General features: G+C 43.1%; 19 protein-coding genes. 9 read left to right on the forward strand and 10 right to left on the reverse strand.

Annotation, left to right across the window (positions count from 1 at the left end):
- Positions 1-15 precede the first annotated feature (15 nt).
- From ACYVRH_RS15560 to ACYVRH_RS15570, 3 genes are read left to right on the forward strand one after another with little or no spacing between them, the layout of a single operon-like run.
- Entirely contained in the window at positions 16-1,476 is a 1,461-nt protein-coding gene (locus ACYVRH_RS15560; protein WP_461257755.1) for an ABC transporter substrate-binding protein, read from the forward strand.
- A gap of 14 nt (positions 1,477-1,490) precedes the next feature.
- The gene (locus ACYVRH_RS15565) at positions 1,491-2,480 is read left to right on the forward strand and encodes a glycoside hydrolase family 130 protein (protein WP_461257756.1); all 990 of its coding nucleotides are present in this window, start codon (positions 1,491-1,493) and stop codon (positions 2,478-2,480) included.
- A gap of 1 nt (position 2,481) precedes the next feature.
- Complete coding sequence (locus tag ACYVRH_RS15570; RefSeq protein WP_461257757.1) at positions 2,482-4,044, forward strand: sialate O-acetylesterase; 1,563 nt, start codon at positions 2,482-2,484, stop codon at positions 4,042-4,044.
- Positions 4,045-4,230: 186 nt separating this feature from the next.
- Here ACYVRH_RS15570 and ffh read toward each other — a convergent pair whose 3' ends face one another.
- From ffh to ACYVRH_RS15590, 4 genes are read right to left on the reverse strand one after another with little or no spacing between them, the layout of a single operon-like run.
- Positions 4,231-5,574 carry a signal recognition particle protein gene (gene ffh / locus ACYVRH_RS15575; RefSeq protein WP_461257758.1) on the reverse strand — a complete coding sequence of 448 codons (1,344 nt, stop codon included), beginning with the start codon at positions 5,572-5,574 and terminating at the stop codon, positions 4,231-4,233.
- A 2-nt stretch (positions 5,575-5,576) separates the two neighbouring features.
- Complete coding sequence (locus ACYVRH_RS15580) at positions 5,577-6,713, reverse strand: GGDEF domain-containing protein (protein WP_461257759.1); 1,137 nt, start codon at positions 6,711-6,713, stop codon at positions 5,577-5,579.
- On the reverse strand, positions 6,710-7,456 hold the full coding sequence (locus ACYVRH_RS15585; RefSeq protein WP_461257760.1) for a GGDEF domain-containing protein: 747 nt from the start codon (positions 7,454-7,456) through the stop codon (positions 6,710-6,712). Before ACYVRH_RS15585 ends, ACYVRH_RS15580 begins: the two co-directional genes overlap by 4 nt.
- Positions 7,456-8,517 carry an NAD(P)H-dependent glycerol-3-phosphate dehydrogenase gene (locus ACYVRH_RS15590; protein ID WP_461257761.1) on the reverse strand — a complete coding sequence of 354 codons (1,062 nt, stop codon included), beginning with the start codon at positions 8,515-8,517 and terminating at the stop codon, positions 7,456-7,458. Before ACYVRH_RS15590 ends, ACYVRH_RS15585 begins: the two co-directional genes overlap by 1 nt.
- Positions 8,518-8,669: 152 nt before the next feature.
- On the opposite strand from ACYVRH_RS15590, the gene ACYVRH_RS15595 reads away from it, so the two are divergent.
- Both ACYVRH_RS15595 and ACYVRH_RS15600 read left to right on the forward strand, forming a co-directional pair.
- Positions 8,670-9,584, forward strand: coding sequence for a hypothetical protein (locus ACYVRH_RS15595; RefSeq protein WP_461257762.1), 915 nt, complete (start codon positions 8,670-8,672; stop codon positions 9,582-9,584).
- Complete coding sequence (locus ACYVRH_RS15600) at positions 9,571-11,340, forward strand: hypothetical protein (RefSeq protein WP_461257763.1); 1,770 nt, start codon at positions 9,571-9,573, stop codon at positions 11,338-11,340. Before ACYVRH_RS15595 ends, ACYVRH_RS15600 begins: the two co-directional genes overlap by 14 nt.
- Here ACYVRH_RS15600 and ACYVRH_RS15605 read toward each other — a convergent pair.
- Positions 11,337-11,798 (reverse strand): methylated-DNA--[protein]-cysteine S-methyltransferase, encoded by a 462-nt coding sequence (locus ACYVRH_RS15605; protein ID WP_461257764.1) that lies wholly within the window; start codon positions 11,796-11,798, stop codon positions 11,337-11,339. The genes ACYVRH_RS15600 and ACYVRH_RS15605 overlap by 4 nt on opposite strands.
- 71 nt (positions 11,799-11,869) lie before the next feature.
- Here ACYVRH_RS15605 and ACYVRH_RS15610 point away from each other — a divergent pair, with 71 nt between their 5' ends.
- Positions 11,870-12,388 (forward strand): hypothetical protein, encoded by a 519-nt coding sequence (locus tag ACYVRH_RS15610; RefSeq protein ID WP_461257765.1) that lies wholly within the window; start codon positions 11,870-11,872, stop codon positions 12,386-12,388.
- Positions 12,389-12,675: 287 nt separating this feature from the next.
- Positions 12,676-14,214 (forward strand): HAMP domain-containing protein, encoded by a 1,539-nt coding sequence (locus ACYVRH_RS15615; RefSeq protein WP_461257766.1) that lies wholly within the window; start codon positions 12,676-12,678, stop codon positions 14,212-14,214.
- A 371-nt stretch (positions 14,215-14,585) separates the two neighbouring features.
- Here ACYVRH_RS15615 and fusA read toward each other — a convergent pair whose 3' ends face one another.
- The 5 genes from fusA to ACYVRH_RS15640 form a co-directional block, all read right to left on the reverse strand.
- A complete protein-coding gene (fusA, locus tag ACYVRH_RS15620) occupies positions 14,586-16,676 on the reverse strand; it encodes an elongation factor G (RefSeq protein WP_461257767.1) in 2,091 nt (696 codons plus the stop codon).
- Positions 16,677-17,095: 419 nt separating this feature from the next.
- Complete coding sequence (locus ACYVRH_RS15625) at positions 17,096-17,785, reverse strand: PspA/IM30 family protein (RefSeq protein ID WP_461257768.1); 690 nt, start codon at positions 17,783-17,785, stop codon at positions 17,096-17,098.
- Position 17,786: 1 nt separating this feature from the next.
- Entirely contained in the window at positions 17,787-18,203 is a 417-nt protein-coding gene (locus ACYVRH_RS15630; protein ID WP_461257769.1) for a YbjN domain-containing protein, read from the reverse strand.
- A gap of 4 nt (positions 18,204-18,207) precedes the next feature.
- Entirely contained in the window at positions 18,208-18,759 is a 552-nt protein-coding gene (locus ACYVRH_RS15635; protein ID WP_461257770.1) for an STAS domain-containing protein, read from the reverse strand.
- 242 nt (positions 18,760-19,001) lie between these two features.
- The gene (locus ACYVRH_RS15640) at positions 19,002-20,291 is read right to left on the reverse strand and encodes a hypothetical protein (RefSeq protein WP_461257771.1); all 1,290 of its coding nucleotides are present in this window, start codon (positions 20,289-20,291) and stop codon (positions 19,002-19,004) included.
- A 180-nt stretch (positions 20,292-20,471) separates the two neighbouring features.
- Here ACYVRH_RS15640 and ACYVRH_RS15645 point away from each other — a divergent pair, with 180 nt between their 5' ends.
- Positions 20,472-25,976, forward strand: a complete 5,505-nt coding sequence (locus ACYVRH_RS15645) for an alpha-2-macroglobulin family protein (RefSeq protein ID WP_461257772.1) — start codon at positions 20,472-20,474, stop codon at positions 25,974-25,976.
- Positions 25,977-25,992: 16 nt separating this feature from the next.
- Positions 25,993-26,178, forward strand: a 186-nt coding sequence (locus ACYVRH_RS15650) for a hypothetical protein (protein ID WP_461257773.1), incomplete at its 3' end; no start/stop codon positions are given.

Consider the following 26,178-nt stretch of genomic DNA (forward strand, 5'->3'; position numbering starts at 1 on the left):
CATTAAGGAATAAATATGAGTATCATCATCAATGGACGCAGACCGTCAATCAATCCAAAAAAAATTGTTTTTTTTGCCAGTGTAGTGATGCTTGCCATGCTCTTACCGGCTGCCCGTTGTAATTTGCGGGGAGAAGGCTCTGATGACACAGGGCAAACGTCTAATTCGGATGTAATATCACTTGGGCAGCCAAAAATTCCTAAAGCCCCCGCGTCGGTCGTAAAAACAATTAAAGCGATGGGCGGGGTTATCATCGGCAATTGGTGGGAGAATTACGATGTTAATTCAGTTGTTCCAAAAAGCGATTATGACGAAAAATTACTTGAATACAGGAAAGCGCTTTTAAAGAACAACGGCATTGTTATCGTGCAAAAAAACATCGGGGGCTGGAATCAAATGTTACAAAATGCCTCTACTTCCATCATGTCGGGGAAACCGGCGGCGCATGTTATGGTATTACAGCCGGATTGGGCATTGTCTTTGTACCGTCAGAATCTTTTATACCCCGTAAGCGACAATGGGCAAGTAGACCTTGGAAAAACAAATATTGTCGATTGGAACAAAACTGTTAATGACGTATTTACTTTTAACAATAAAATTTATGCTTTTACTCCCGGATATGGCGGCAGCTTTCATGCCACTATTATAGTTTGGAACAAGAGATTGTTCAGGGAAGCGGGGCTTGATCCTAACCTTCCCTATGACTTGCAAAAAAACAACCAATGGACATGGGATGAATTTCTTGAAATCTGCAAAAAGCTTACAAGGGACATAAACAACGACGGTAAAATTGATATTTATGCCATGCCAAGCGATCTGAGTACTGAAATACTGGACGCTTTTGTCGGCAGTAACGGCGCGGCGTATGTTGACAAAGATCCGAAAACAGAAAAACTTGTCAATGCGACAACAAGGCCGGAGTTTGTAGAAGCGGTACAATTTTTTATGAAGTTAAGAGATGAAAAAGTTATGATGGAAAAGCCTCCAAACGCGAGGTGGGACTGGCATATTCCCGCTTTCAATGACGGTAAAGTCGCAATGCGCATTGACCAGCAATATATCGTCAACAATTTTTCAACTTTAAAAGACGACTGGGGAATGATTCTTCCCCCCATAGGTCCAAAGGCTAAGAATTATACCGTATTTACCGATGAAAACGTAATGATTGTTCCCGCTACATATAAAAAAGCTCAAGTGGACGCTATTATGTGGGCTGTTCAAGCATGGTATACGCCGATTGATAATGACTGGAAAGCGCCTCTGTATCAGGTTTACAGGGATAGGCGCGCTATTGACGAGACATGGGCATATATCCGCGACCCGAAATTTCAGCGGTGGAGATACCACTTGCATGTTCCGGGCCTGAACCGAGGCGATATCGCATGGAAAATCTGGTATCATGACGGCGAAGCCGCACAACTTATTGAAGCGGTTTCCCAGCAATGGAACGCGTTAATAGAAGACGCAAATAAATAAGTAAGGAGAAAGACATGAATATCATTGTAAATGGAAACAGTCTGCCGAATATTCCGTGGGAAGACAGGCCGTCTGCCAGCAATCCAAAAAAAGAGCTGATGTGGCGGTTTTCTAAAAACCCTATTATTCCACGGGATTTAACTTTACGGTCTAACAGCATTTTTAACAGCGCCGTTGTTCCCTATAAGGGAGAGTTCGCCGGCGTGTTCCGTTGCGATGATACTGCGCGTCACATGGATATTCACGCGGGCAGAAGCAAGGACGGTATTCATTGGGTTATTGAAGATGAACCAATAAAGTTTATCAAGGATAACCCTGAAATACCCGACTCGGATTACAAATATGATCCGCGCGTAATTTTTATAGAAGACCGTTATTACATAATGTGGTGTAACGGTTATCACGGCCCCTGCCTCGGACTTGGTTACACTTATGACTTTGAAAAATTTTATCAAATGGAAAATGTGGTAATGCCCTTCAACCGTAACGGCGCCCTTTTCCCGCGCAAGATTGGAAAAAATTACGCCATGTACAGCCGCCCAAGCGATTCGGGGCATACTCCCTTTGGCGATATTGTCTATTCGGAAAGCCCCGATCTGGTTTACTGGGGCAAACATCGTCATGTTATGTCGCCGTGGGGCGGATGGCAAAGCACAAAAGTAGGCGCGGGTCCTTGCCCCATTGAAACATCAGAGGGCTGGCTTGTTTTTTATCATGGGGTACTGACAAGCTGTAATGGCTTTGTGTATTCGTTCAGCGCGGCATTGATGGATCTTGAAAAGCCGTGGAAAGTTATAGCGCGGCCAAGACCGTATATCATCAATCCGAGGGAAATTTATGAATTAGCGGGTGACGTGCCTAACGTTACTTTCCCTGTGGCCGCGCTTGTTGACAAAGACACTTGCAGGGTGGCGATTTATTACGGTTGCGCGGATACGGTAACAGGCCTCGTCTTTGGAAAAATTGACGAGATTGTCGATTGGGTAAAAAAGAATAGGATGTAGCATGGTACGATTGGCATTGCAGACAGTCCCGATCTTCGGCGATAACATGGTTTTACAGCGCGGAAAACCGGTTAGAATCTGGGGATGGAGCGGAGATGAAAGAGGGACTGTCAGCGTCCGTTGGGAATGTGGGGAACATAGCGTTTCTGCGTCAGCCACAGTGTATCGTACTGAGTGGAGCCTTATGTTGCCGCCCCTTGCCGCCGGTTTAAGTGGCGAGTTGGTCTTCAGCGACAGATTTGATGAGATACGTTTTAAAAATGTAATAACAGGCGACGTGTGGTTTGCCGGCGGACAGAGCAATATGGAAATGGAGCTTGTAAACTGCAAAAACGGAAAAGCCGAGCTTGCTTCTTGCGCTAATCCCAACATACGTTTTTTTCAAGTGACTAAACGCGCCGTTGTAGACGAAGACTATTTTCGTGAAGAAGCTAAATGCTGTTGGAAGGAATGTGCGCCCGATACGTCTGCAATGCTCAGCGCCGCCGCTTTTTTCTTCGCGCGAAAAATTAACGCTGATGTAAAAATTCCCATCGGGATAATAAATTGCTCGTGGGGCGGCACGTCGATCAGCGCGTGGATGAGCGAAGAACAATTAAAGAAGACCGTGGCGGGCAAGCGGTTTATTGATGATTACGCGCAAAAAGTCGGCAATAAAACCGACGAGCAGTACAATGCCGAAATGGCGGATTACTTTGAACTTCGGCGGCAATGGGAAGAGCGTGTCCGCCTCCGCAGGGAAAAAGACCCGGATGTAAGCTGGGTAGTCTTAAACAAGGAATGCGGCGAGTGCCCTTGGCCTCAGCCTGTCGGAAGAACCAGCCATTATTGCCCCACAAATCTTTATAAGGCGATGATACGGCGTACCGCTCCTTTCACTATAAAAGGTTTTATTTACTATCAGGGAGAGCAAGATGAACTTTACGCCGCCGACTACCGCGAAATGATGTACTACCTTGTAGAACAGTGGAGAAGCGACTGGAATGATAACAGCCTTCCGTTTCTGTTTGTTCAACTGCCCATGTACGCTTCGCGCCAAGAAGTTGATTCGGGGAATCCCCCGCGCCATTGGTGTCTGCTTAGGGAGAGCCAATATCTCGCTTCCCTTGATATTGCCAATTCAGGGCTTGCGGTAATCATTGACTGCGGAGAGTTTGACAATATTCACCCATTCGACAAACAAACCGTAGGTTTCCGTCTTGCCCTGCAAGCCCTTAAAAAAGTTTATGGTAAAGACATTGAAGCTGACGCGCCCGTATTCAGTTGGTTGGAAGAGCAGGGGAGTGCTTTACATCTTCACTTTGATAACGCCGAGTGCGGCCTTGAATTTCATGGCAGTACAGATGATGTAAACGCAAGTTTTGAAATTGCCGGCGCTCAAGGCAAATACTATCCTGCGAAAGCGGAAATAGAAGGCAGCAGCGTAATTTTAAGTTCCGATAGAGTACAACAGCCAAAAAGGGCGCGGTACGCGTGGTATAAGTACGGACCAACTCCGTTATACGCAAAAAACGGTTTAGCTGCGATGCCCTTCCGCACAAATAGAGATGAACCTGTAGAATAGGGAATGGGGAGTAGGGAGTGGGGTTTTTGTCCGGAAGCTTAGCGTGGAACTTTACGATAAGATAACGGACAAGAACCCCTTAAACCATCGCTTTCTAGTACGCATATATATGAAGCAAGTCTATTCGCTTTCTAGGTTCGTGTTGGTTCGTGTGGTTCGTGGTAAAAATTCTTTGTAAATAATGTACTATCGGAACATTCCCGGCTTATTCGGCATTGCGCCGCCTCTTGCGCCTTTCGCCATCTTCTTCATCATGCCGCGCATTTTTTCGAATTTTTTTAACAATCTAGCAACTTCCGCGACAGACGTTCCCGAACCTCGGGCGATTCTGCTTCTTCGCGGCGGGCCTATGATTAAGTGATTATTGCGCTCTTTAATGGTCATGGAGCTTAGTATCGCTTCTTGACTTTTTAATTCTTCTTTATCAATGTCATCTTCGCTTATCTGTCCCTGCATACCGGGAATCATCTCTAACATTTTTTGAAGAGAACCCATTTTTTTCAGGGAGCGGATTTGATTCAGCCAGTCATCAAGAGTGAAGTTTTCTTTCTCCATTTTTTTCTGGAGTTCCAACGCTTCTTTTTGATCAATCACTTCTTGAGCTTTTTCTACAAGGCTTACTACGTCGCCCATGCCGAGGATGCGGCCGGCTATTCTTTCGGGGTGGAAAGGTTCAAAATCTTCGGGTTTTTCTCCGGTGCCTGTGAACTTTAAAGGTTTTCCTGTTACTGTTTTCAGCGAGAGCGCCGCGCCGCCGCGTGTGTCGGAGTCGAACTTGCTTAGGATTACTCCGGTAAGCCCTACCTTTTCGTCAAATGTTTTTGCGATGTCTGCGGCGGCTTGTCCCGTCATTGAGTCGGCTACAAGGAGCATTTCATCGGGGGTTACGGCGTTTTTAAGTCGGGAAAGCTCTTGCATCATCGGTTCGTCAATTTGCATTCGGCCTGTTGTGTCAATGATGACTGTATCAATCATGTTTTTATTTGCCCACGATAAGGCGTTTTGATAAACTTTTACGCTGTCCTTTGCGCCGTCTTCTTTGTAAACGGGGATTCCAATTTGTCCGCCAAGAACGGCAAGCTGTTCCATTGCGGCGGGGCGGATTAAGTCGCAGGCTACTAGCAACGGTTTGCGTCCCTCTTTTTTAAGGCGCAGCGCAAGTTTAGCCGCGCTTGTGGTTTTTCCCGATCCTTGCAAACCAAGCATTAAAATTGCCGATATTACATCAGGGCCTCTTAATTTTAAAGCGCGGCTTGCCGGGTCTTCGTCTCCAAGGAAGGAAACCAATTTGTCGTGGACAATTTTTACAAATTGCTGGCCGGGATCTACGGAGCGTAAAACTTTTTCTCCCTTTGCCTCTTCAATTGTAGAGTTTACAAAACGGCGCACGACGCGAAGGTTTACGTCCGCTTCCAGAAGCGCCATTTTAATCGCTTCTACCGCGTCTTCAATATTTTTTTCGCTGATCGACGCTTTGCCGGTAACAAAGCGAAGAGCGTCTGTGATTTTTCCGGTTAATTTTTCGAACATTTTTACTCCGTCTTTATTTCTACTGATTTATTTTTACTGTCCAGTTGCGCTAGAAAATCCTGAATTTGCAGGCCGGAATTAACTTTATATATGTTGTAACTGTAATTTATACAGAGTTTATAAGGCCGTATATTTTTTTTGTTTTGGTTGTCAACGGCGTTATTTATGCGCTCAATAATGCGTTGAACGTCATTTTTTGCCGCAGTAATCAGAATAAATTCATCTCCGCCGTAACGTACCGCAAAGTCAGTATGCCTGAAATAAGTTTTAATTATTGTAGCGATGTCGCGCACAGCGTTATCGCCTTCCAGATGTCCGTGGACATCGTTTATTTCTCCTAATTTATTTATATTAATTTTAATAAACGCATATTCATTTTTATTTCTTTGTTTAAAGCTTCTGCTGTCAAGGTAAAATTTATTAATGAATTTATAAAAATCGTTGCGGTTGCCCATGCCGGTAAGGCTGTCAACTTTTAAATCGTATCTAAGCATAAAGAAATATACGTATAATATTGACGCTGTAACGCACGGCCAAATCAGTTTTGTTGTTCCAAGTAAAATATCTACGACCGCTCCAACGGACGTAATGAAAACAAAAATAGTAATCATTAAAATTTGATTATGTTTTATATATTTGTAGGCAAGGGTTATATCGACTAAAATTATTACTATTGGAAAATAACTTATTATTATTTGAAGAAAAAATAATATTCCCCTGATATAAGTATTATCTTTTGAAAGATAGAAATAATATCCAAACTGGAAATTAGGTATTATACTAAGCGTATATAACGCCAGAAAAACAGTTACTATTTTTATAAATTTTTTTGTCCTGATAATATTTTCATGGGCGAAATAGTCTATAAAAACAGCCCCGTAGTAATAACAGCAATTACGCGCAATAAAATAAATTGACCAAACATAGTATAATTCGTTATTTGCGTGTATTTCCGTATTTCCTTCCATAGAAGAACCGATAAAATCACATATAGCGGAAATAAAAACCGCGCTCAGCATTATAAGTAATAATTTGCGCTGAAAAATATCCGTATTGTATTTTTGTAAATAGTCAGCCGCGATAAGGATTATTATTATGCAGGAACCGATTATTGCATTGGAATATTCAAAAGTAATCATATTTTATAATCTCCCGCGCGGCGTTTTTCTTCGGTATTTAAGTGCATTAGGCCGTTAATGTGATTTAAGAAATCATCTATACGTCTGGTGTCGTCTGAAAAGTACGTGTCAAATCCGTAAATTATTTTTATCTGATATGGTTTTCCGTTATTTTTATTGTACAAATTTAAATTTTCGTTAATCTTGTCCAATAAATCGTCGATGCCCGTTTCTGTTCTTACGGCAAGAACAAATTCATCTCCGCCATAACGCGCCGCAAAATCAGATTTTCTGCCGCAAAATTTAATAATTTGCGCAAAATTACGCAGGGCGTTATCTCCTTCAAGATTGCCATAATTTTCATTTATGGACCTAAAATTAATTATGTCAATCATTGCAATTATAAGGGATTTGCCGTTCTTGTAACGTGTAAATTTATGTACAAATTCAAAAAAACTGTACCGGTTGTCCAGTCCGGTTAAATAATCGGTTTTATTTTCTTTGAGTATGACAAATAAATAGATAAAAAGGAACAATGCGGCAATTACAGGCCAAATTATTCTGTATTCCGTAAAATTACCGGAGCTTTTATTGAGTGAATAAATAAAATCCGCGATTAACAATAAAAATACGGCGATTAAGATAATACAGAAAATTTTTCTTAATTTGCGGTTACTGGAAAATTTTACCATACATTCGGCAAATATGATTATGATTATTAAGGCCGGTCCTGTAAAAGTATTTAAAGCGTATGAAAGATTCATTATTTAACCCAATCCGCTAAAAGTGTTTCACAGTATTCCTGCGGATCAATTTCTCTGTTTAAAAGCCTGCATAATCCGATGGAGACTGGTATTTTAAGCTTGTGTTTTTCCGCCAGAATACGGACATATTTGGCGGCGGCTACGCCTTCCGGCAAATAGCCTATTTCACCTATTCGGGATAGGAGATCATCAATGTTTTTAAACGGTTTTAGTATATTTTTTTCTATTATCTCCCTGCCAAAGCGCCTGTTTCTTCCGTAAATAGAACGGCACGTAACGTCTAAATCGCCAATTCCGGAAATGGAAGTAAATGTCTCGGTGTGAGTCGCGCCTAACGCTTTGCCTAGAATCTGTATCTCGTTTAATCCCGCCGCAAGCAAAAGTGATTCTGTACCGTCCCCAAACATATCCATTTTGCCGACGGATTTCATTGCGTCTAACAATCCAAACGCGATTGCTATAACATTCTTTGCCGCCGCCGCCGCCTGTACTCCCCTTACGTCAAGCGATGAATAAACCAGTAAGCGCGGGCCTTTTAGCAAGTCTCTGAAACGGATGGAGTTCTTTGGGTTTTCACTTGCCGCGATAAGCCCCGTTACTTTTCCCCGCGACACTTCTTCAGCGTGGCTTGGACCGGAAATGTATACAAGGGATTGGCGGAAAAAACCGGGCAGGTAATCTTCCATGGTTTCAAGAATCAGCCGGGGGCCGTTTTCGGTAGGTAAAAAGCCTTTTGTTATTACGGCGATTATGGTTTTTCCTTCTTTTATGGAATTTGCAGAAAGAGTTTTTTTCAACGTATCAAGCAGGAATAAAGACGGTACCGCGTAAATAAGAAATTGTTTCCCTTCTGCGGCTTCCTCAATATTAGAAATGGCTTTTATTTTTTTGGGTAATTCTACACCCGGCAAATATCTGGAATTCTGTCTATTGTTGTTTATATCGTCTCTTACCTCAGTCTCAAAACTCCAGATAAGTACGTCTTTCTCTTTTTCAGCAATGACCTTTGCTATTGCCGTTCCCCATGCGCCCGCGCCTAAAACCGCTATTTGAGTGTTCATACTTTATTATGCACTTTAATCTGTTTTTTCTCAACAATTATTCTCCCGCAATTTAAGATTGGCGGGGAATTCCGGCTGTCAAACTGAAATTTATGGCTTAAAAAGCCATAAATACCCTTGCATGTGAGTTTCCGGCGTGATAATCTAATATTGTGAGGAAATTAGCAAAATTAACGATATTTTTCAGCCTTACCTTCATCATTATTTTTACGGTAGTAACAGGTATAAGGTTTTTGTCCCTTCATGTTGATTGGATTAAGAATCTGCCGCCTAAACCGGAGACTTCCCTTACACTGTTAATAACAGCCGCGCATTGGGCGTTAACAATGGCTTTATTTTGTTCAATTATAATAACTTTAAATTATTCAATCAGAAAAGAGGTTTTCGCGTTGATAGCCCTTATATGCGTAATGTCCCTGTCATTCCTGTTTACTTTTGGAATTTCTACCGCTTTAGAACAATGGAAATCCGTAGTGCCGGCGAAAAATCCCGGTGTAACTTTTGGCGGAAAAGGATTGATATTGTCAAACACGTTAAATAAAAGTGAAACGGCGGTTATTTTGCTAAACGGCGCGGCTGACCCTCTTGGTCCGCGCGTGGTAGCGATACCGGACAAACCGCTGGCTTTTCAGCGCTCGGCAAGCGCGGATTTTGATCTTCCTCCAATCCCATTTGGCGATGATACGCCGTGGTTTTTAAAAGATATTGAAATAGACATCAGGCTTAACGCTGAAATGTTTCAGCTTAAATATTCACAAGGTTTTATTTCGTACTTACTTTACGTCGGGTCTCTCATTTACCTTTTATGCTCGCTGGGTTATGTGATTAAATTCAGCGCATGGCCGCTTGCAAATCTTTTTCTGTCCATTCTGGCGTTCCGCGGCATTCTTGCGCTTAACACTTTTTTTAACTCGAAAGAGATGCAGATGATAACGGCGTCTTTCCTTAACAATAAAATACCCGTGGTAAACGCGCTTCCGTTTATTTTTCTTGGTTTTGGAACGCTTGTAAACCTGTATTCACTTTTGGTTTTTGCCGCAAAGAGGCGGGTGAATGATGACGATTAACACTGAAAAAATGCGCGCTCCGCCGTCTATTTTTTTTGTTTATTTCCTCGCAGCCCTTCTTCTTATTATTATTTTTAGATTTATTTTTCCCGGCTCACCGGCTCCTTTATTACTCTATTCCTTCAGTTGGCGGCTGATACATGGGGTGTTAGAAATAATTAATTTATTTCCCGCTATTGCTTTTTCCGCGCTTGTGATTCCTTTTGGACTTGTTTCGCTTGAAGATCGTTATCAGAGTTTTTCCGAGATGTTTTTTAAACACCTTGTTACTTCCGTTATTACCGCGATTGTTGCGGCTGTTGTTTATGGCCTGATTTTCTTTCTTGTGTTCCCAATGGTTAAGAATTATGAGGAAAATTTGATATACAGCGGAGATATGTATAAGCTTGCAAAAAAAAGGGCGCAGGAGTGCAGGGATTCAGGGGATTGGGAAAAAGCTTCCCAATTTTTGAATATTTGCGATCATGTTTGGTATAACAGCCAAGAATTAAAAGCTCTTAGAGATGAAGTTAAGATAAATTTACACGAAGATATTTCAGAAAAAAACGAAGAAAGAACCCGCGCCCGTGAGGCATTGGCGGCAGATTACCATTTTTCAGATATTGTCCCGTTAAATGAAGATCAAAAGCCTGTTGACGCCGTGCAGGCTATTGCCATGAGCAGGGAAGCTTTTAATGAAAGACGTTATTATGACGCCCATTGGCTGGCAAATCTTGGAACGCGGCTTGCCGTAAGAGGCAGTGTAGAAGCCGCCAATGCCGCGCGGCTTGCAAGCGAAGCATGGAACATGATTTCCTCTCTTGCGCCTAATGCAAAGGAAGAACATCTTTTTGCATTGTACAATTTAAAACTTTCCGGCTATCAGGCGATGGCATCGGGCGAATGGATACGTGCGTTTTACATTTTTCAGGAATTGTTGACATATACTCCAGATGATCCAGACGCGAAAAATTTTATTGCCGTAAGCGAGAAAAACGCGAAAGAAATAGCCTTTTTTATTGAAGAGATGGAATTATCCCTGGGTGAAAATTTAAACGGCGCGGTATTTTCTATTTCCGGCGCGGACGGCAGGGCAGTGATGCGTTTTAACAGTCTTACAACAACGGATGATGTCGCTTACGGCGCCGGATTTGAATACATGGAATTTGACTCTAATATGACTCCAAAGACAAGCGTTGTTTCACAATACGCGAAGCTTACGCCTTTTACAAAAGAAGGAAAGCCGCAAGTTTATGTTTTAACCCACGCTTTGGATCGTTTTAACAAGAATAACGATTTTAAGGGCGAATGGCTTATTGGCAGCCCCGTTACAGGCGGAATATTTTTAAATATCAGTTATGAAGACTTATTGGTTATTACTGATGTCAGAAGGGGGCTTACAAATCTGCGGATTAATGAGCTTTTTACCGCATCAAAAAAACTTGAGAATTACGGATATATAAATCAAATTTTTCAGGCTGAAATTTTAAACCGGCTTGGCTGTGTTTTATATTTTTTGCCGATGGCAATTTTTGTAATTGTTATCGCATGGCGGTATCGCGCAAAAGAAAAGCCGCGTTATTTCTTTGTTCTTTTGCTTCCTGTTCTGCCGGTTGTTTTTCACGGTTTTGTTTTCCTATACCGCTCGGCAATTAACACGTTGGGTATTTGGCTTGTAATGAGTTTTGGCTTTACCGCCGCATTAATTGTTTTTATCGCGGCTCTTGCCGTGACGTTGTTTCTATCGCTTGTTTCGCTTGCCGCGCAGCATAGTTAGCGTTTTTCCAAATCGAGTAATTTTTGTTTAAGTTTCAACCCGCCACCATAACCTGTTAAACTTCCGTCATGTCCGATTACGCGGTGACAGGGAACAATAATTGTAATTGGGTTACGGTTATTTGCCATTCCTACGGCTCTGCATGCTTTTGGATTTCCAATCATGGCGGCTAATTCGCCGTAACTGCGCGTTTGCCCATAAGGAATTTTTTGCAGAGCCTTCCAAACTTTTACCTGAAAATCCGTTCCATGTAAAATAAGCGGCAAGTCAAAATTTTGCCTGTCTTTTTTAAAGTACTCATCAAACTGCTTTGCCGCTTTTTTAATTAACGGAGTTTCACTTTTTTCAAAATCTTCGGGTATTTTGCCCGCGCCAAATGAGACAAAACGGACAGCTCCGTCTTCTTCGGCAATATAAAGGTTACAGAAATTATAATGATAAACGCAGTATTTTTTCATTTTAAAAGTGTAACACAATTATTATTTTTTGGTTATATAGTACAGATACTATTGATTACGGAGGAGTAAAAATGAAAAAATTAATTATTTCCCTTATTATCGCTGTTTTAGTTGCGGGTACTGTTTTTGCCCAACCTATCATGGAAGAGCGTAACCCCGGTACTAAAGTGAAACCTGAGAAATTAAAAGATGCCGGCCCTCAATTAAAGAAAAACCGTATGCGCGAAAGAAATTCTGTATCAATAGAAGGCGTTTTAAAACTGGAGAAGGGATTTGTCGCGGTAGAAAGTACCGATAAAGTTTATATTGTTCCGATGTTGAACCGGTATATTGGTTTTATTAACGGACTGCGCGAAGGCGAAAAAGTTTCTGTTGAAGGATACGAATTCAAAAGCATGATTCACCCCACCAAAGTAACAATTGACGGAAAATCCTACGATTTTATCGCATTGAATCGCGGTCAAGGACAGGGGCAGGGATTTGAAAAGCGGGATTTCCGCCCTGACAATAATCGGCGTACTCTTCCTCCGAGACGGAATAATCAAGGTGACAGAAATAAATTTAACAGATATGGCCGCTACTGCTGGTAAATTTACTTCTATAAATTGAGAAATTTTTATAGAAGAAGCGCATAAACAGGTATTGTTAAGCAAATATATTATAACCGTTTTTATGTTGTTTTTGCCCTTTATATCATTTGTTTTTGTCATTTTTGTTATTTTTATCACTTTTATCATTTTGCATTCGGGTATTTTTATAAAAATACCCATTTTTATCTTGATATTTTCACTTTTAAGTAGTATTATTTTAAATAACAAAAATAAAACAGCCTAGTTGTGGAAACATGGAAATTTTATATCTAAAAGGGGAGTATAAAATGAAGATTAAAATCAAACTGAGCATTATGATGATTGCCATTATGGCTGTCATTGCCGGCGGTATTGCCATAATTCAATTAAAGCAGGCGTCCAATATAGCCTTGAATCTATCCAAACAGAAAACCATGTATTTGGCGCGTCAACGCGCACAGTACTGGGACGGCAGGATAGGCGGCTATATACAGGTACTGCAAACGCTATCTAATGAAATGAATTTTTATGAACACCTGGAACCAACAACGCGGCGCGATGAGTATGAAAATCTGATGCAGTCTGTTTTTGAGGATATGCCCGATTTTATCCGAATGTTTACAGTCTGGAAACCTAACGCCATTGACGGCATGGACAGCCGTTATATTGGCAGGGTAGGCTCAACCCCTACGGGACAGTTCGCTTATGCTCTGGGAAAGGAAACCGGAAAGATACAGCCTCAAACCAGCGCAGTCGTTAAAGAGGTAATGGATCATATTAACGGACCCGACAGAACAACAGTCGGAATGAGCGACCCAAGCATTTTTAATCTGTCGGGAAAAGATATCTATTGCGTCAGACTCGTAGTCCCCATTCTTAACAAGAGGCTCAATGAAATAGTAGGAGCCGTAGGCTGTCAGTTAGATATTGACATGATACAGCCCAGAATAGAGCAGACAATGAAAGATTTTGATGAAGTTTCCGCTATATCAATTTACACCAACACGGGGTTTGTTATGGCGAGTTACAGGCCGGAACGCATAGGAAAGAATATGATCGATGCGGAAGTGCAATTTGGCAACTATATAAACAAAGCGTTAGATGCCGTTAAAAGCGGAATTGAATTCGAATGTTTCAGTTACGCTCCTACGCTTAAAGAAAATATACAAATAGCCATAGCTAATGTTCCCATAGGGAGTTCTAAAACAAATTGGTCGGTAATGGTCGGTTCAGTCGAATCTTATATCATGAAAGAAGTTAGAGCGATAGAACGGTTTTCTATTATATTGGTGTCGATAGCCCTTGTAGCGGCGGTGGTACTTATATACTTTGTTTTGAATAACACTACCGCCCCAATCGTCAAGGTAGCGAACACGCTCAAAGACATTTCCGAGGGCGAAGGCGACTTGACCCGAAGCGTAGCCGTCAGTTCCAAAGACGAAGTAGGCGATCTTGCCAATTACTTTAATAAAACAATTCAAAAAATTAAAGACCTTGTGCTTATTATTAAAAAGCAAGCCGCTGTATTGAAAGATATAGGCAATGATCTTGCCAGCAATATGACCGAGACTGCCGCAGCGATAAACGAAATCACTTCCAACATCCAGAGCATCAAGAGCCGTGTTATAAATCAGTCCGCCAGCGTAACCGAAACCAACGCCACTATGGAACAGGTAATAGTGAATATTAACAAACTCAATGGCCATGTGGAAAAACAGAGCCAAAATGTTTTAACTCCGGCAATGATTTCCTTGTCCATGCGTGAAAAATCAAATCCGTCTACAATAATTGAATCGGCTTTAAAGCCGCCTTCGATAATCATTGCCCTTAAACTTTTCAGAATCTGATTCTTCGTGATTCCGTCCTGATTAAAACTCATTAATACGCGGTTTTTAACAAGGTTGTTCTTTATTTCCACGGCGTTATCAAGATTTTTTTTATTGATAAATTCTTCAAAAATATCATTGTACCAAACAGGCACGTGCTGATTGAGTTGTCCCAAAGAATTGTGGCTGGTAAAGGATACGTGAATAACTTTTTTCCCCTGAAGCAGTTTGTCAAGGGCAAGCTGTACCAGTACCGATGTTTTTCCCACTCCGTTAGGTGAAGCGATAACTCCGATTTCTCCGGGTTTTAATCCGCCTTCGATTGACTGCTCAAAAATGCGGATTGGACTGCGTTGGATAAGTTCGTTTAATACCATAATATTTTCTCCTAATTAACGGCTAGCGTTCTTTTTCTTTTTTTCAGCTTCTTTTATCAGCTCTTCCGATACGCCCTGCGGCACTTTTGAGTATTTTTCAAATTCCATCGTAAACTCTGCCTTCCCTTGCGTGAGCGAGCGTAAAACCGTGGAATAACCAAACATTTCACTTAACGGAACTTCCGCTTCTACACGGGAAAAATGCCCATCTTCTATGGAAGATAAAATCATACCGCGCCTTTGATTAATTGAACCGAAAATATTTCCCTGAAACTCCGTCGGCCCTTCTACCGACACTTTCATAATCGGCTCAAGAATACACGGTCTTGCCTTACCGTAAGCTTCACGGAAAGCGCCGATTGCCGCTGACTGGAAAGCGATGTCAGACGAGTCTACGGGATGGCTTTGACCGTCATTGATAACACAGCGGATATTGACGATTGGGAAGCCGATTAAGCTGCCTTTTTTAATCGCCTCTTTAAATCCTTTATCGCAGCTTGGCACATACTCGGTGGGAATTGATCCGCCCTTGATCATGTCTACAAAATCGTAATCGCCTTCGGTGAATGGTTCCATGTAACCTGCCACGCGCCCAAATTGCCCCGCGCCGCCCGTCTGTTTTTTGTGGGTGTAATTAAATTCGGCTTTTTGCGTAATTGTTTCGCGGTAAGCGACCTGCGGCATACCGGTATCAAGCTCACATTTGTATTCGCGGCGCATACGCTCAATGTACACTTCAAGGTGAAGCTCTCCCATGCCTTTGATAATTGTCTGGTTCGATTCGGGATCGACATAAGTTTGAAAAGTGGGGTCTTCTTTTGTAAAACGGTTAAGAGCCTTCGCCATCTGGTCGGCGCTTTTTTTGTCCTTCGGCATAATAGCGAGAGATATAACGGGATTTGGAACAAACATTGACGTCATTGCGTAGTTAAGTCCGCCGCCGCAGAAAGTGTCGCCTGACGCGCATTCAATTCCAAACAGAGCCACAATGTCGCCGGGAGCGCCTTCGTTAATGTCTTCCATGCTGTCCGCGTGCATACGCACAAGGCGGCCCACTTTAAATTTTTTGCGGGCGCGGGTATTTTGAAGCTCGTCGCCTTTTTTTAATTTACCCTGATAAACTCTCACATACGTTAGCTGGCCATATTGACCGTCTTCCAATTTAAAGCCAAGCGCGACGGTCGGGCTTTTTTCATCCGCGTTAAGCTCTATCTTCTCTTCGTTTTTATCAAGGTCTAACGCGTAATTTTTTACTTCTTCCGGGTTGGGAAGATAATGCGTTACCCCGTCCAAGAGCGGTTGAATCCCTTTGAACTTGTAAGCGGAACCGCACATAACGGGCACAAACTCTTCCGCAAGAGTACCCTTGCGGATTGCAGTGTGAATCATCTCTTCGGGAATTTCTTTGCCCTCAATAATATTTTCCGCAAGCTCGTCAGAGAACATTGAAATAGCGTCAAGCAGTTCCTCGCGGTATTTATCCGCTTCCGCTTTTAAGTGGGCGGGAATTTCCGCAAGACGGATTGTCTCGCCCTGATCTCCGTCAAAGTAGACGGCTTTCATTGTGATAAGGTCTACAACGCCTTCAAGTTTATCTTCAAGCCCGATGGGGATTTGAATCATCACCGCGTTAAGCCCCAACTTTTCGCGTAACTGCAGCCGCACCTTAAATGGATTGGCGCCGGTACGGTCGCACTTGTTTACAAACGCGATGCGCGGCACATGGTAACGTTTAAGCTGGCGGTCAACCGTGATTGACTGCGATTGCACCCCGCCAACCGCGCAAAGAACAAGAATCGCCCCGTCTAAAACGCGAAGAGAACGCTCAACTTCGATGGTAAAATCAACGTGTCCGGGCGTGTCAATTATATTGACGGTGTAGTCTTTCCATGTCACCTGAGTCGCGGCGGATTGAATTGTAATGCCTCGTTCCCTTTCAAGTTCCATGTGATCCATAGTGGCGCCAACGCCGTCCTTACCTCGGACTTCGTGAATGGCGTGAATTTTCTTGCTGTAGAACAGAATACGCTCAGACAGGGTAGTTTTACCTGAGTCAATGTGGGCGCTGATGCCGATGTTACGCATTCTGTTAGTTTCAATGCTCATTGTTTAGTTACTCCTTAAAAATGCATTAAATGCCTGTATATGGCATAAGATAGCAAGATTTGCAAATGGTTGCAAGGGGAGAGGGGTTTTTGTACGAAGGCTATGCGCGGACTTCTTAAATTGGTGACAGTCACCTATCAGCCCTCAATATCCCCTTTTATCCACCTGTTTTCCACAAGGAAGAATCACAACAATTACATTTAATTTAATAAATAATCTTTATAACTCTAATAATTAAAACACGTAATTCCTTATGTAGCAAGGAATTAACATGATCTGTTATTTGAAAATCATTTCTTATATTTGCTATTGTATAAAAAGTGATACATTCCAGTCATTTATTAGTACTGAATACACAAGTTTTCCACAAGCGTAACTATTGTGTTTATTTCGATTTTCTTCACTATTTTAATTAAACGTTATTTTTCAGGCAGAGCTTTCATTTTCTCTTTAAGTTCTAGAAGCATAGCGTCCGCGCTTGAGTCGGATTTTTCCAGTTCCTTAAAGCGTTTATCCAAGCTGGCGTTGTTGCTTAAGTCCTGCAACTCCTTAGACGCGTCCGCCATTGCTTCCATTTCGTCAACTTTTGCAGCCATACGATCAAATGCGTCAAACGCACTACGGTTGCCGGATACGCTGGAAATAGTGTCCTGTATTTTTTGTTGGGCTTCGGCGCGTTTTGCGCGGGCAATAAGCAGATTTTTCTTGCGCTGGGCTTCCTCAATTTTATTTTGCAATTCTCTAAGGCTTTCTTTTAACTGTTCTACCGATGTTCTTTGAGCTTCCCATTGTTTTTGGTACTCGGCGGCGGCATTGTCGTATTCCTGCTTGCGTAAAAGGGCTTCTTTGGCGAGGTCGTCCTTTCCGTTTGTGACGGCAAGCATCGCCTTGCGTTCCCACTCCTTTGACTGTGCAAACTGGTTGTCCTTTTCCCGTTCCAGTTTTTTCTCATCCGCAATAGCCATAGCGACGGCTTTCTTGGACTCGATTAACTGTTCGTTCATATCGATAATAAGCTGATTTAACATTTTTTCGGGTTTTTCCGCCTTGCCAATCAGCGCGTTTACATTCGCCGCAATAAGAGTTCTAAGTCTCGAAAATATACCCATTTTAGGCTCCCGCGCCTTCCGTTTTTGCGGAAGACCCTTTTTCCCTGAATTTCGACAGAATTGGATAATGTTCGGTTAAAGCCATACTGAACGAATCCAAAGACGCGCGGAAATCTTCATTATCCATGCTTTCGTATTGCAATGTATCGAGTAAAATTATCTTGTTTTTATCAACTGCATACGCGCCATGAATTACGTCGGTGGCGTTTAATTCAAGCAATTTGGTATACAGTTCCAAAAGATTGCTCTTGGGAACATCCATAACTTCAGCCCTGATAATGACAAGCGGCTCAGCCTGCATAACCGCAACGCCCTGCAATGAACGTTCTTCGTCATCCAACAGCCATAAATTTTTCCCTACCTGCTGATATGTAATCATCAGATCAATCAGATATTGTTCGATTTTACTCTCTGCCATAATTCTATCCTAACAGAACTTGACCGTTAGCGTCAATTGCTAATACGCTTTTACATTCAGAACAGCGGAAACGCCCCGGTTTTAACGCTTTTAGTTTTTTGTAGCAGATAGGGCAGGCAACTACTTTTGGGAAAGGAGACGGTTTTTCCTGAGGCTGGTCTGTGTTGAAAAATTGGATTGAATGTTCCAGACTTTCCATGATATTAAAAAACTGGGCAAAGCCGAGCAATTGGAAGACTTCATAAACTTTTGGCTGTATATCCAAAAGAACAACATCGCCGCCCTGGGCTTTAACCGCCTTAAGAAAAGTTGTAAATGAGCCAATACCGGTAGATGATACGTAATTTAAGCCGCTGCACAGGAAAATTAACCTTATAAACCCCTCATCTATGGCTTTCTGGACGCGTTTTTGAAAGAAATTGGAATTGTAGGTATCAATATAACCCGTTAAAGATAACAGAAGGCATCTGGGCGCTTCGTTTATTTTTTCGATTTTTATTTTGAGACTCTCATCTTTTTCATCGTCGAATCCGGGGACGACTTCATTGTTAAACATATTACAACCTTATGCCGGGTACTCTAAAAATACCCGAATTATTCTAAAAAATCAATAAAAACTCGCCTTTTTTAATGATATAAATTAAAATAATTATTGTCAATAGGTACTGGAAGCAGTTATTTTGACAACCTTAGATAATTATTCCGCAATATCATAAAACTGCAAGTGTCGTCCATGAAGTAACCGGCGTTTATCATATGGTCTTTGTTTTTAGTTAATAGTTATTAGTATTTTAGCGGTCATACCATAGGCGGAAAAGAGCCGCGCTGTGGGGGGGCTAAATCTGCCGAAATTTTATCGTAAACCGGCGGTTCATCTTTTTTTGCCCAGAGGTTACGGACTTTAGCCTTTTCAATACCGAGAAGTTTCAGCGGACAGCAGACTGTCTGCTTTTCATCGTCCATGTTAAAGAGCGCAAGATTGCAGCCTCCCGCTTCCGCCGCGCTCGTCCAAATTGCCTTATGCGCGTCACGGCAGATCTGCCGGGGAGAGACGCCGTGTTTTAAAACATCAAGAACCTCGTTATTGGTTAATAATGAAAGGGTTCGGTCATCCATTTCCAGCAATGAGCCGCCCATCATAAGCGGAGAACGGAAAACGCACCACAGGGTCATCATTGTAAGCTGTTCATCATGGGTAAAATTAGTGGAACGGGGTTTTTTAAAACCGTCTCCTATATGCCCCAGGGGGAGCATATCGCAATCCGGCCATCTGCCGGGTTGTACATGGGTCTGCCAAATTTCGCAGCGTCGGAACATATCTTTCAGAAGTTCCCAGCGATCCCAAAAATCATCGGTAATCCGCCACATATTGGCATTTAACGCATAATGCCAGGCTTCCTCAATCAAAGCCGGTCCCGGCGAAAGGCTCAGAACCATAGGCCGTCCGCAGTCGTCAATCGCCCGGCATATCAGTTCAATTTCTCCACGTCCCGAAAAAGGGGCATGGGGATACATATTGGTATTGCAGATGTCGTCCACTTTTACATAATCAACACCCCATGAAGCAAAAAGCTCAAACACAGAATTGTAATAATCCTGCGCACCGGGTTTTGCGGCATCAACTCCGTACATATCAGAGTTCCACTTGCAAATTGAAAAAGGATTTGCGATCCTGTCGGCTCCGATTCCTTCTCCCTTTACCTTCGTTCTCCGGTGAACAGCCTGGCGAGGTATGCCCCGCATTAAATGAAGTCCAAACTTCATGCCCATGCTATGTATTTTTTCGGCGATAGGGCCAAAACCTTTCCCCCCCACGCTTGACGGAAAGCGGTTTTCAGCGGGAATAAGGCGGGAATATTCATCCATACAGAGTTCCGCAAAAGGCCTGTACTCGCACTCTCCTGTACCGGCAAGCGGTTCGTACCACTGTATATCAACTATGGCGTATTCCCATCCAAAAGGCAGGAGTTTATCTCTCATATATTCCGCTGTTGCAAGAAATTGCGCTTCCGTAACAGTGGCAGCATAATTATCCCAGCTATTCCAGCCCATAGGCGGCGTTGGCGCAAATGAATTTTTATCCTGCATTATATGCCTCCGAAAAATTTCTCTGCAATATCACTAAGAAAGATATTATCCGGTATTATACGACGCATAATTGAGGATATGCAACGGCGCTATATTGAAATTTTTTAATAAACTTTCCTGTCCTCATTTAATATGCAAAACTCCATTTTTTATGCTATTATTTTCTAATACGGAGGAATCATGAAAAGGTCAAAATGTTTAGCCAGCTTTCTTTTTTTTATCGTTTTAACAATTCTTACAGGCGGTTTATCTTTATCCTGTAAGGGGAAAAAAAGCCTCCCCGATCCTGAGTATATTGCGGCGATTTCAAACGGAATACTTAATAAAAACTCCCCTATTATTGTTGAATTTAAATTCGGTCAGGATACGTCCGCACCTTTAGCGTCTAACGCATTTGTTATTAACCCTAAAGTTAAAGGTGCCGTTTCATGGCAGGATGATTATACTCTTGTTTTTACCCCCTCCGAAAACTATAAACAGGGACAACGGTACGATGTGTCCGTGAACATTGCCAAGATTCCTTCTTTTAACTTTGATTTTACGGTTGCGCTTCCTGTTTTTAGGGTAGAGCTTGAACCAGTACAGTTAGGTGACGGTGATAATGTTATTATATCGGGAATTGTCAATACTGATGATGATGCGGAAATTTCTAAAATAGAGCAAACTGTCAGTTCAAAAGAGTTAGGCAAACTTTCGTGGTCGCATACTGACGGAGTTCACCGTTTTGTTTTTGAGCCGGTTAAACGCGGCGAATCTTCCAGAACTGTTGAAGTTACCTGGAAGGGAAACTCCTTGGGAATCAACGATGATGGGTTTACAACCGTATTAATTCCCGGCATGGACATTTTCCAGATGCTTGATCTTAAATATAACAATAATACAATCGAAGTTTCTTTTTCCAATAATCTTAAGGCAAATCAGGATTTAAGGGGGTTTATTTCCCTTTCCGGTAATACGGACGTCCGTTATTCGCTTGAAGGAAATACCGTAAAAATTTTCGGAAATAATTCAGGGGGTATTCCCGCCGGAGCGGAACTTGTTATTCAGGATTTAACAGATGTGAATGGCAAGCGCTTAATTACTCCCGTACAGTATACGGTTCCCGACACTTGGGAATTGCCGGAGATACGTTTTATCGGAAACGGCGCTATTTTGCCGACAAGCCAGGGGGCGCAGCTTGTTATTGCAACCAGAAATGTTACCGGCATTTTGGTGGAAGCGTTTCAAATTTACAATCAAAACATGGTTTATTTTTTGCAAACTAACGGCCTCAGGGACAAAAGTGAACTTGATCGCGTTGGCGAGCCGGTTTGGACAAAGGCTTTTGATTTCCAGTGGGCGCCTTCCGATCAAAACCGCTGGATACGCCGAGGGCTTGATATGGCGGAACTAAGTAAAAAATTTCCCGGCGGAATGTTCCATATAAGGATCACTTTCAGGAAAAGGCATGTTAAATATGTTTGTGATAAAAGTCACAATGATTTTTCCGGGTATGAATTTCCGGATGACTCATTTTCACCGCGTTATACGGCAAGCGGTGAAACAAATTTGAATTATTATGATTATCCGAATTTCGACTGGGATGAATGGTATAGCTATAACAAGGATCCATGCCATCCCGCTTTTTATGTTAATATGTACGGGCATAACATAACACAGAGCAGGAATGTGCTTGTTTCTGATTTAGGCCTTCTTGCAAAAAGGTCTCTTGACGGTTCATGGCTTATAGCGACGACAAATATTATTACCGCCCGTGCCGCTCCTAACACCGAATACAAGGTTTACAATTATCAGGGACGCGTTCTTACTCAAGGTAAGACAAACTCAAACGGTATTGCGACAATTCCCGCATCTTCGGATACGGAAAGCGGTTCGCGTATTTTTGTGTATGCGGAAAGCAGTTTAGGCAGGGCATATCTTAAAGTGAACGATTCTACGGCACTTGCGGTAAGCCATTTTGACGTTTCAGGAGGCACTCCTTCTTCCGGCATACGCGGGCTTATCTATGGAGAGCGCGATGTTTGGCGCCCCGGTGACGATATTTATCTAACATTCCTTCTTGCCGATCCATTGGGCACTCTTCCCCAAAATCATCCTGTTATATTCGAGTTGGAAGATCCAAGAGGCCGCCCTGTTATAAACCGCACATACACTTCTTCCGTAGACGGTTTTTACTCCCTTGCGGCAGTAACCGCGTCAGACGCTCCCACAGGAGACTGGACTGCAAGGGTAAGGGTTGGCGGCAAGACATTTAACAAAAACATTAAAATAGAAACCGTTATGCCAAACAGGTTAAAAATAGATCTTGATTTTGGCGCGAATGAATTTATAAAAAGCGGTACCAGTAAAATTCCTCTGCGCTCCGAATGGCTTTATGGAGCGCCGGCCTCCGGTCTAAAGGCTGATATTTCCGCCGTTTACATGGATAAGGAAACAACGTTTAAAGGTTATGATGATTATTCTTTCCGCGATCCTTCAAGAAGTATTTCGACAGAACGCCAGGAGATTTGGGACGGGACTCTTGACAGCGAAGGGAAAGCCATAGTAACGATGAATTTTAATCCCGGTTCCGCTGTCCCAGGCAGGGTAACGGCGCGGTTTTTAACGCGGATTTTTGAGCCGTCGGGAGTGTTTTCATCGGAACAGATCAGCAAGGAGTATTCGCCTTACAGCCGTTATGTCGGAATAAAGCTGCCGCTGGGAGACGAAAGGGGAATGTTGCTTACCGATACGGAACACAAGGCGGAGATAGTGATTGTTGACGAAGACGGAAAATTGCTCCAGGGAAAAGTTGATCTTGATTGCGCGATTTATAAATTAGAATGGCATTGGTGGTGGGAGAAAAGTGAAGATGAATCCGCTGAATTTGCTTCGACTCTTTCAAGGGACGCGATTTCACGTCAAACTGTTTCCGCCGTAAATGGGAAGGCTGTTTTTAATTTCAGTATTAAGTATCCCGATTGGGGGCGCTACATTGTTATAGCCAAGGACAGTAAAGGCGGACACGCGGCGGCTAAAACGGCGTACATTGATTGGCCGGGCTGGGCTGGACGCGCCCGTGACGAAGGTAAGGGATCACAAACAATGCTTACGCTGACTGCGGGAAAACAGCAGTATAACACCGGTGAAAAAGTTCAGATAACATTCCCGTCCAATAAAGAGGCTGCCGCTCTTGTCGTACTGGAAAAAGGCGGAAACATAATTAAAAACGAATGGATTACCTGTCAGGCCGGAACAACCAAGTATGAATTTAACTCGGAGCAGTCGATGGTTCCGAATATCTATGTTCACGTAACGCTTGTCCAGCCGCACTTGCAAACGCAAAACGATCTTCCAATCCGTCTTTACGGAATTGTTCCCATAATGGTGGAAGACGCAAGGGTTGTAATTAATCCGCAGATTAAAACGCAGGAAAACTGGGAGGCGGAATCTAAAGTTTCATTTACCGTCAGCGAAGCGAACGGCAGGCCGATGGCGTATACCGTCGCGGTAGTGGATGAGGGACTCCTCGGTCTTACCCGTTTTAATTTGCCTAATCCTAAAAATACATTTTACGCGAGGGACGCGTCGTTTATCAATTCATGGGATCTTTTTCAGGAAGTTATCGGCGCTTATTCAGGCAAACTGGAAACTCTGCTTGCAATTGGCGGCGGCGACGATAGCGGGTTAGATTCGCAAAAAGAGACACAGCGGTTTAAACCTGTAGTGCGTTTTTTTGGACCCTTTGAAATCGGCAAAAACGGGCAAAAGACAGAAACTTTTGATCTGCCGCCGTATACCGGCGCGGTGAGAATAATGGTTCTCGCCGCTTCTGCCACAAGCGAACCTCAAACCGGCAGACTGTTACGCGGTTATGGAACCGCCCAGACAACGGTAAAGGTTACTTCCGATCTCATGGTTTTTGCTTCTTTACCGCGCGTGCTTTCACCCGGCGATGAATTAGAAGTTCCTGTCTATGTTAATTCTCAAAAAGGCGGAAAAAGGAGCGTTAAAGTAAATCTCTCCGTGCCGGGCGCGGCAATTCAAGGCGCTTCGTCGCAGAACGTATCTTTTGACAAGATCGAAGAAAAATTAATCCGCTTTAAAGTAAAATCTCCCGATAACCCGGGAAGTTTAAAGTTCACCGTAACGGCTGAATCATCGGGATTAAAAACAGCCCAGCAAGTTGTGGATATAGAAGTCCGTTCCACGGCAGTTCCCGTAACAAAGACTTTGCAAAGCTTGCTTTCTGCCGGAGAGACATGGAAGGGAAACCTTGATTATCCGGGAAGGGACGGAACAAACACCCTTGTCGCAAGTTTCTCAAGACTGCCGCCTCTTAATCTTGAATCGCGGTTGGATTATTTAATCAAGTATCCTCACGGCTGCGCTGAACAAACTACAAGCGGTTCGTTTCCTCAGCTTTATTTAGATAAAATTCTTTTACTTGACGACAAGCAAAAAGCTGACATCAGAACTAACGTAAGCGGCGGAATAGAACGCGTCTTGGGAATGCAGTTAATGACGGGAGGTTTTTCGTACTGGCCGGGGGAATCTGTTGTAAATGACTGGTGTTCTTCTTATATTGGGCATTTCCTCCTTGAAGCGCGGCGATCCGGTTATGAGGTGCGTACTACAGCCCTAAAAAGTTGGGTTAGTTATCAGAAAAACGCATCGGCGCAGTGGCAGGTTAGCAGTAATAAATTTACCGAACAGGCGTACAGGCTCTACACTTTGGCATTGGCGGGAGAGGCCGATCTTGGCTCGATGAACCGTCTGCGAAGTTATAAACTGCCGTTTCAGGCAAGCTGGCGGCTTGCCGCCGCGTATTGGCTTGCGGGACAGCGTGATACTGCGCGTAACATGATAAAGGGACTGGCTTTACCGGAAAGGGATTATCGGGAACTTTCTGCTACATTTGGCTCGACCCTCAGGGATAAGGCGATGATCCTTGAAACTCTCATTTTGTTGAATTCTCAGGAAGAGATGGGCAGAACCAAACAGCTCTTTGAAGAAATAACTAAAGAGCTTTCCCAAGACAAATGGCTTTCCACTCAGGAGACGGCTTACGCCCTTATCGCCATTGTTCCGTATATGTCAAATAACGCCGGAAGCGGCGCGTTGTCATTGGATTATTCAGTCGCCGGAAAAACAGGGAATATTTCTTTTAACACTCCTGTTGCGGAACGCTCTTTTGGAAACGTAACCGGAACAAGCGCCGCTTTATCGGTGACTAACCGCTCGTCTTCTCCTGTGTATATAAGGTATACGGCTAAAGGGCTTCCCGCTGAAGGAAAAGAACCCGCTCTCTCCGAAGGGCTTTCCCTTACGGTTGAATACCGAGATGCCAACAGCAAGGTAATCGCTCCTGAAAGTTTAAAGTTAGGTGAAGATATGGAAATCACAGTGAACGTGCGCAATACTTTTACCCAGTCCGTGGAAGAAGCCGCCCTAATTATTCCTATTCCCGCGTCATGGGAGATCGTCAACACGCGCATTGGCGGCAGCGTCTCTTCATCGAATTTCCGTTATCAGGACATAAGGGACGACAGGGTGATGACATACTTTAATCTTAACAGGGGCGAAACACGCGCGATAAGTTTCAGGGTCAACAAAGCTTATGAAGGCACTTTCTTCAGGCCTGCAATTCATGTTTACGCGATGTATGATGAGTCAATAAGGGCGTTAATTCCCGGAGTACGGTAACGCAAGCGGCGCGTTTGTGAGATTACTGAAGTATGTAACAAAAAAACGACTGATTATCGGCGGGGGAATAATTTTTCTCCTGCTTGCGTTTATTTTTTCTTTGCCACGGCCTCTTTTTAATTATCCCTATTCGCCCGTACTTTTTGACAACGAAGGGAATCTTCTTGGAGCGCAGGTCGCTTCGGACGGCCAATGGCGTTTT

This window comes from Treponema sp. R80B11-R83G3 (assembly GCF_054786115.1).

Bases quoted from the DNA above. Each gene is read 5' to 3' on its own strand.
- ACYVRH_RS15635 (WP_461257770.1), bottom strand. From the start codon at position 18,759: ATGTTTAACAATGAAGTCGTCCCCGGATTCGACGATGAAAAAGATGAG.
- ACYVRH_RS15590 (WP_461257761.1), bottom strand. From the start codon at position 8,517: ATGAACACTCAAATAGCGGTTTTAGGCGCGGGCGCATGGGGAACGGCA.
- ACYVRH_RS15625 (WP_461257768.1), bottom strand. From the start codon at position 17,785: ATGGGTATATTTTCGAGACTTAGAACTCTTATTGCGGCGAATGTAAAC.
- fusA (WP_461257767.1), bottom strand. From the start codon at position 16,676: ATGAGCATTGAAACTAACAGAATGCGTAACATCGGCATCAGCGCCCAC.
- ACYVRH_RS15610 (WP_461257765.1), top strand. From the start codon at position 11,870: ATGAAAAAATTAATTATTTCCCTTATTATCGCTGTTTTAGTTGCGGGT.
- ffh (WP_461257758.1), bottom strand. From the start codon at position 5,574: ATGTTCGAAAAATTAACCGGAAAAATCACAGACGCTCTTCGCTTTGTT.
- ACYVRH_RS15640 (WP_461257771.1), bottom strand. From the start codon at position 20,291: ATGCAGGATAAAAATTCATTTGCGCCAACGCCGCCTATGGGCTGGAAT.
- ACYVRH_RS15580 (WP_461257759.1), bottom strand. From the start codon at position 6,713: ATGATTACTTTTGAATATTCCAATGCAATAATCGGTTCCTGCATAATA.
- ACYVRH_RS15600 (WP_461257763.1), top strand. From the start codon at position 9,571: ATGATGACGATTAACACTGAAAAAATGCGCGCTCCGCCGTCTATTTTT.
- ACYVRH_RS15570 (WP_461257757.1), top strand. From the start codon at position 2,482: ATGGTACGATTGGCATTGCAGACAGTCCCGATCTTCGGCGATAACATG.
- ACYVRH_RS15645 (WP_461257772.1), top strand. From the start codon at position 20,472: ATGAAAAGGTCAAAATGTTTAGCCAGCTTTCTTTTTTTTATCGTTTTA.
- ACYVRH_RS15585 (WP_461257760.1), bottom strand. From the start codon at position 7,456: ATGAATCTTTCATACGCTTTAAATACTTTTACAGGACCGGCCTTAATA.
- ACYVRH_RS15565 (WP_461257756.1), top strand. From the start codon at position 1,491: ATGAATATCATTGTAAATGGAAACAGTCTGCCGAATATTCCGTGGGAA.
- ACYVRH_RS15560 (WP_461257755.1), top strand. From the start codon at position 16: ATGAGTATCATCATCAATGGACGCAGACCGTCAATCAATCCAAAAAAA.
- ACYVRH_RS15605 (WP_461257764.1), bottom strand. From the start codon at position 11,798: ATGAAAAAATACTGCGTTTATCATTATAATTTCTGTAACCTTTATATT.
- ACYVRH_RS15630 (WP_461257769.1), bottom strand. From the start codon at position 18,203: ATGGCAGAGAGTAAAATCGAACAATATCTGATTGATCTGATGATTACA.
- ACYVRH_RS15615 (WP_461257766.1), top strand. From the start codon at position 12,676: ATGAAGATTAAAATCAAACTGAGCATTATGATGATTGCCATTATGGCT.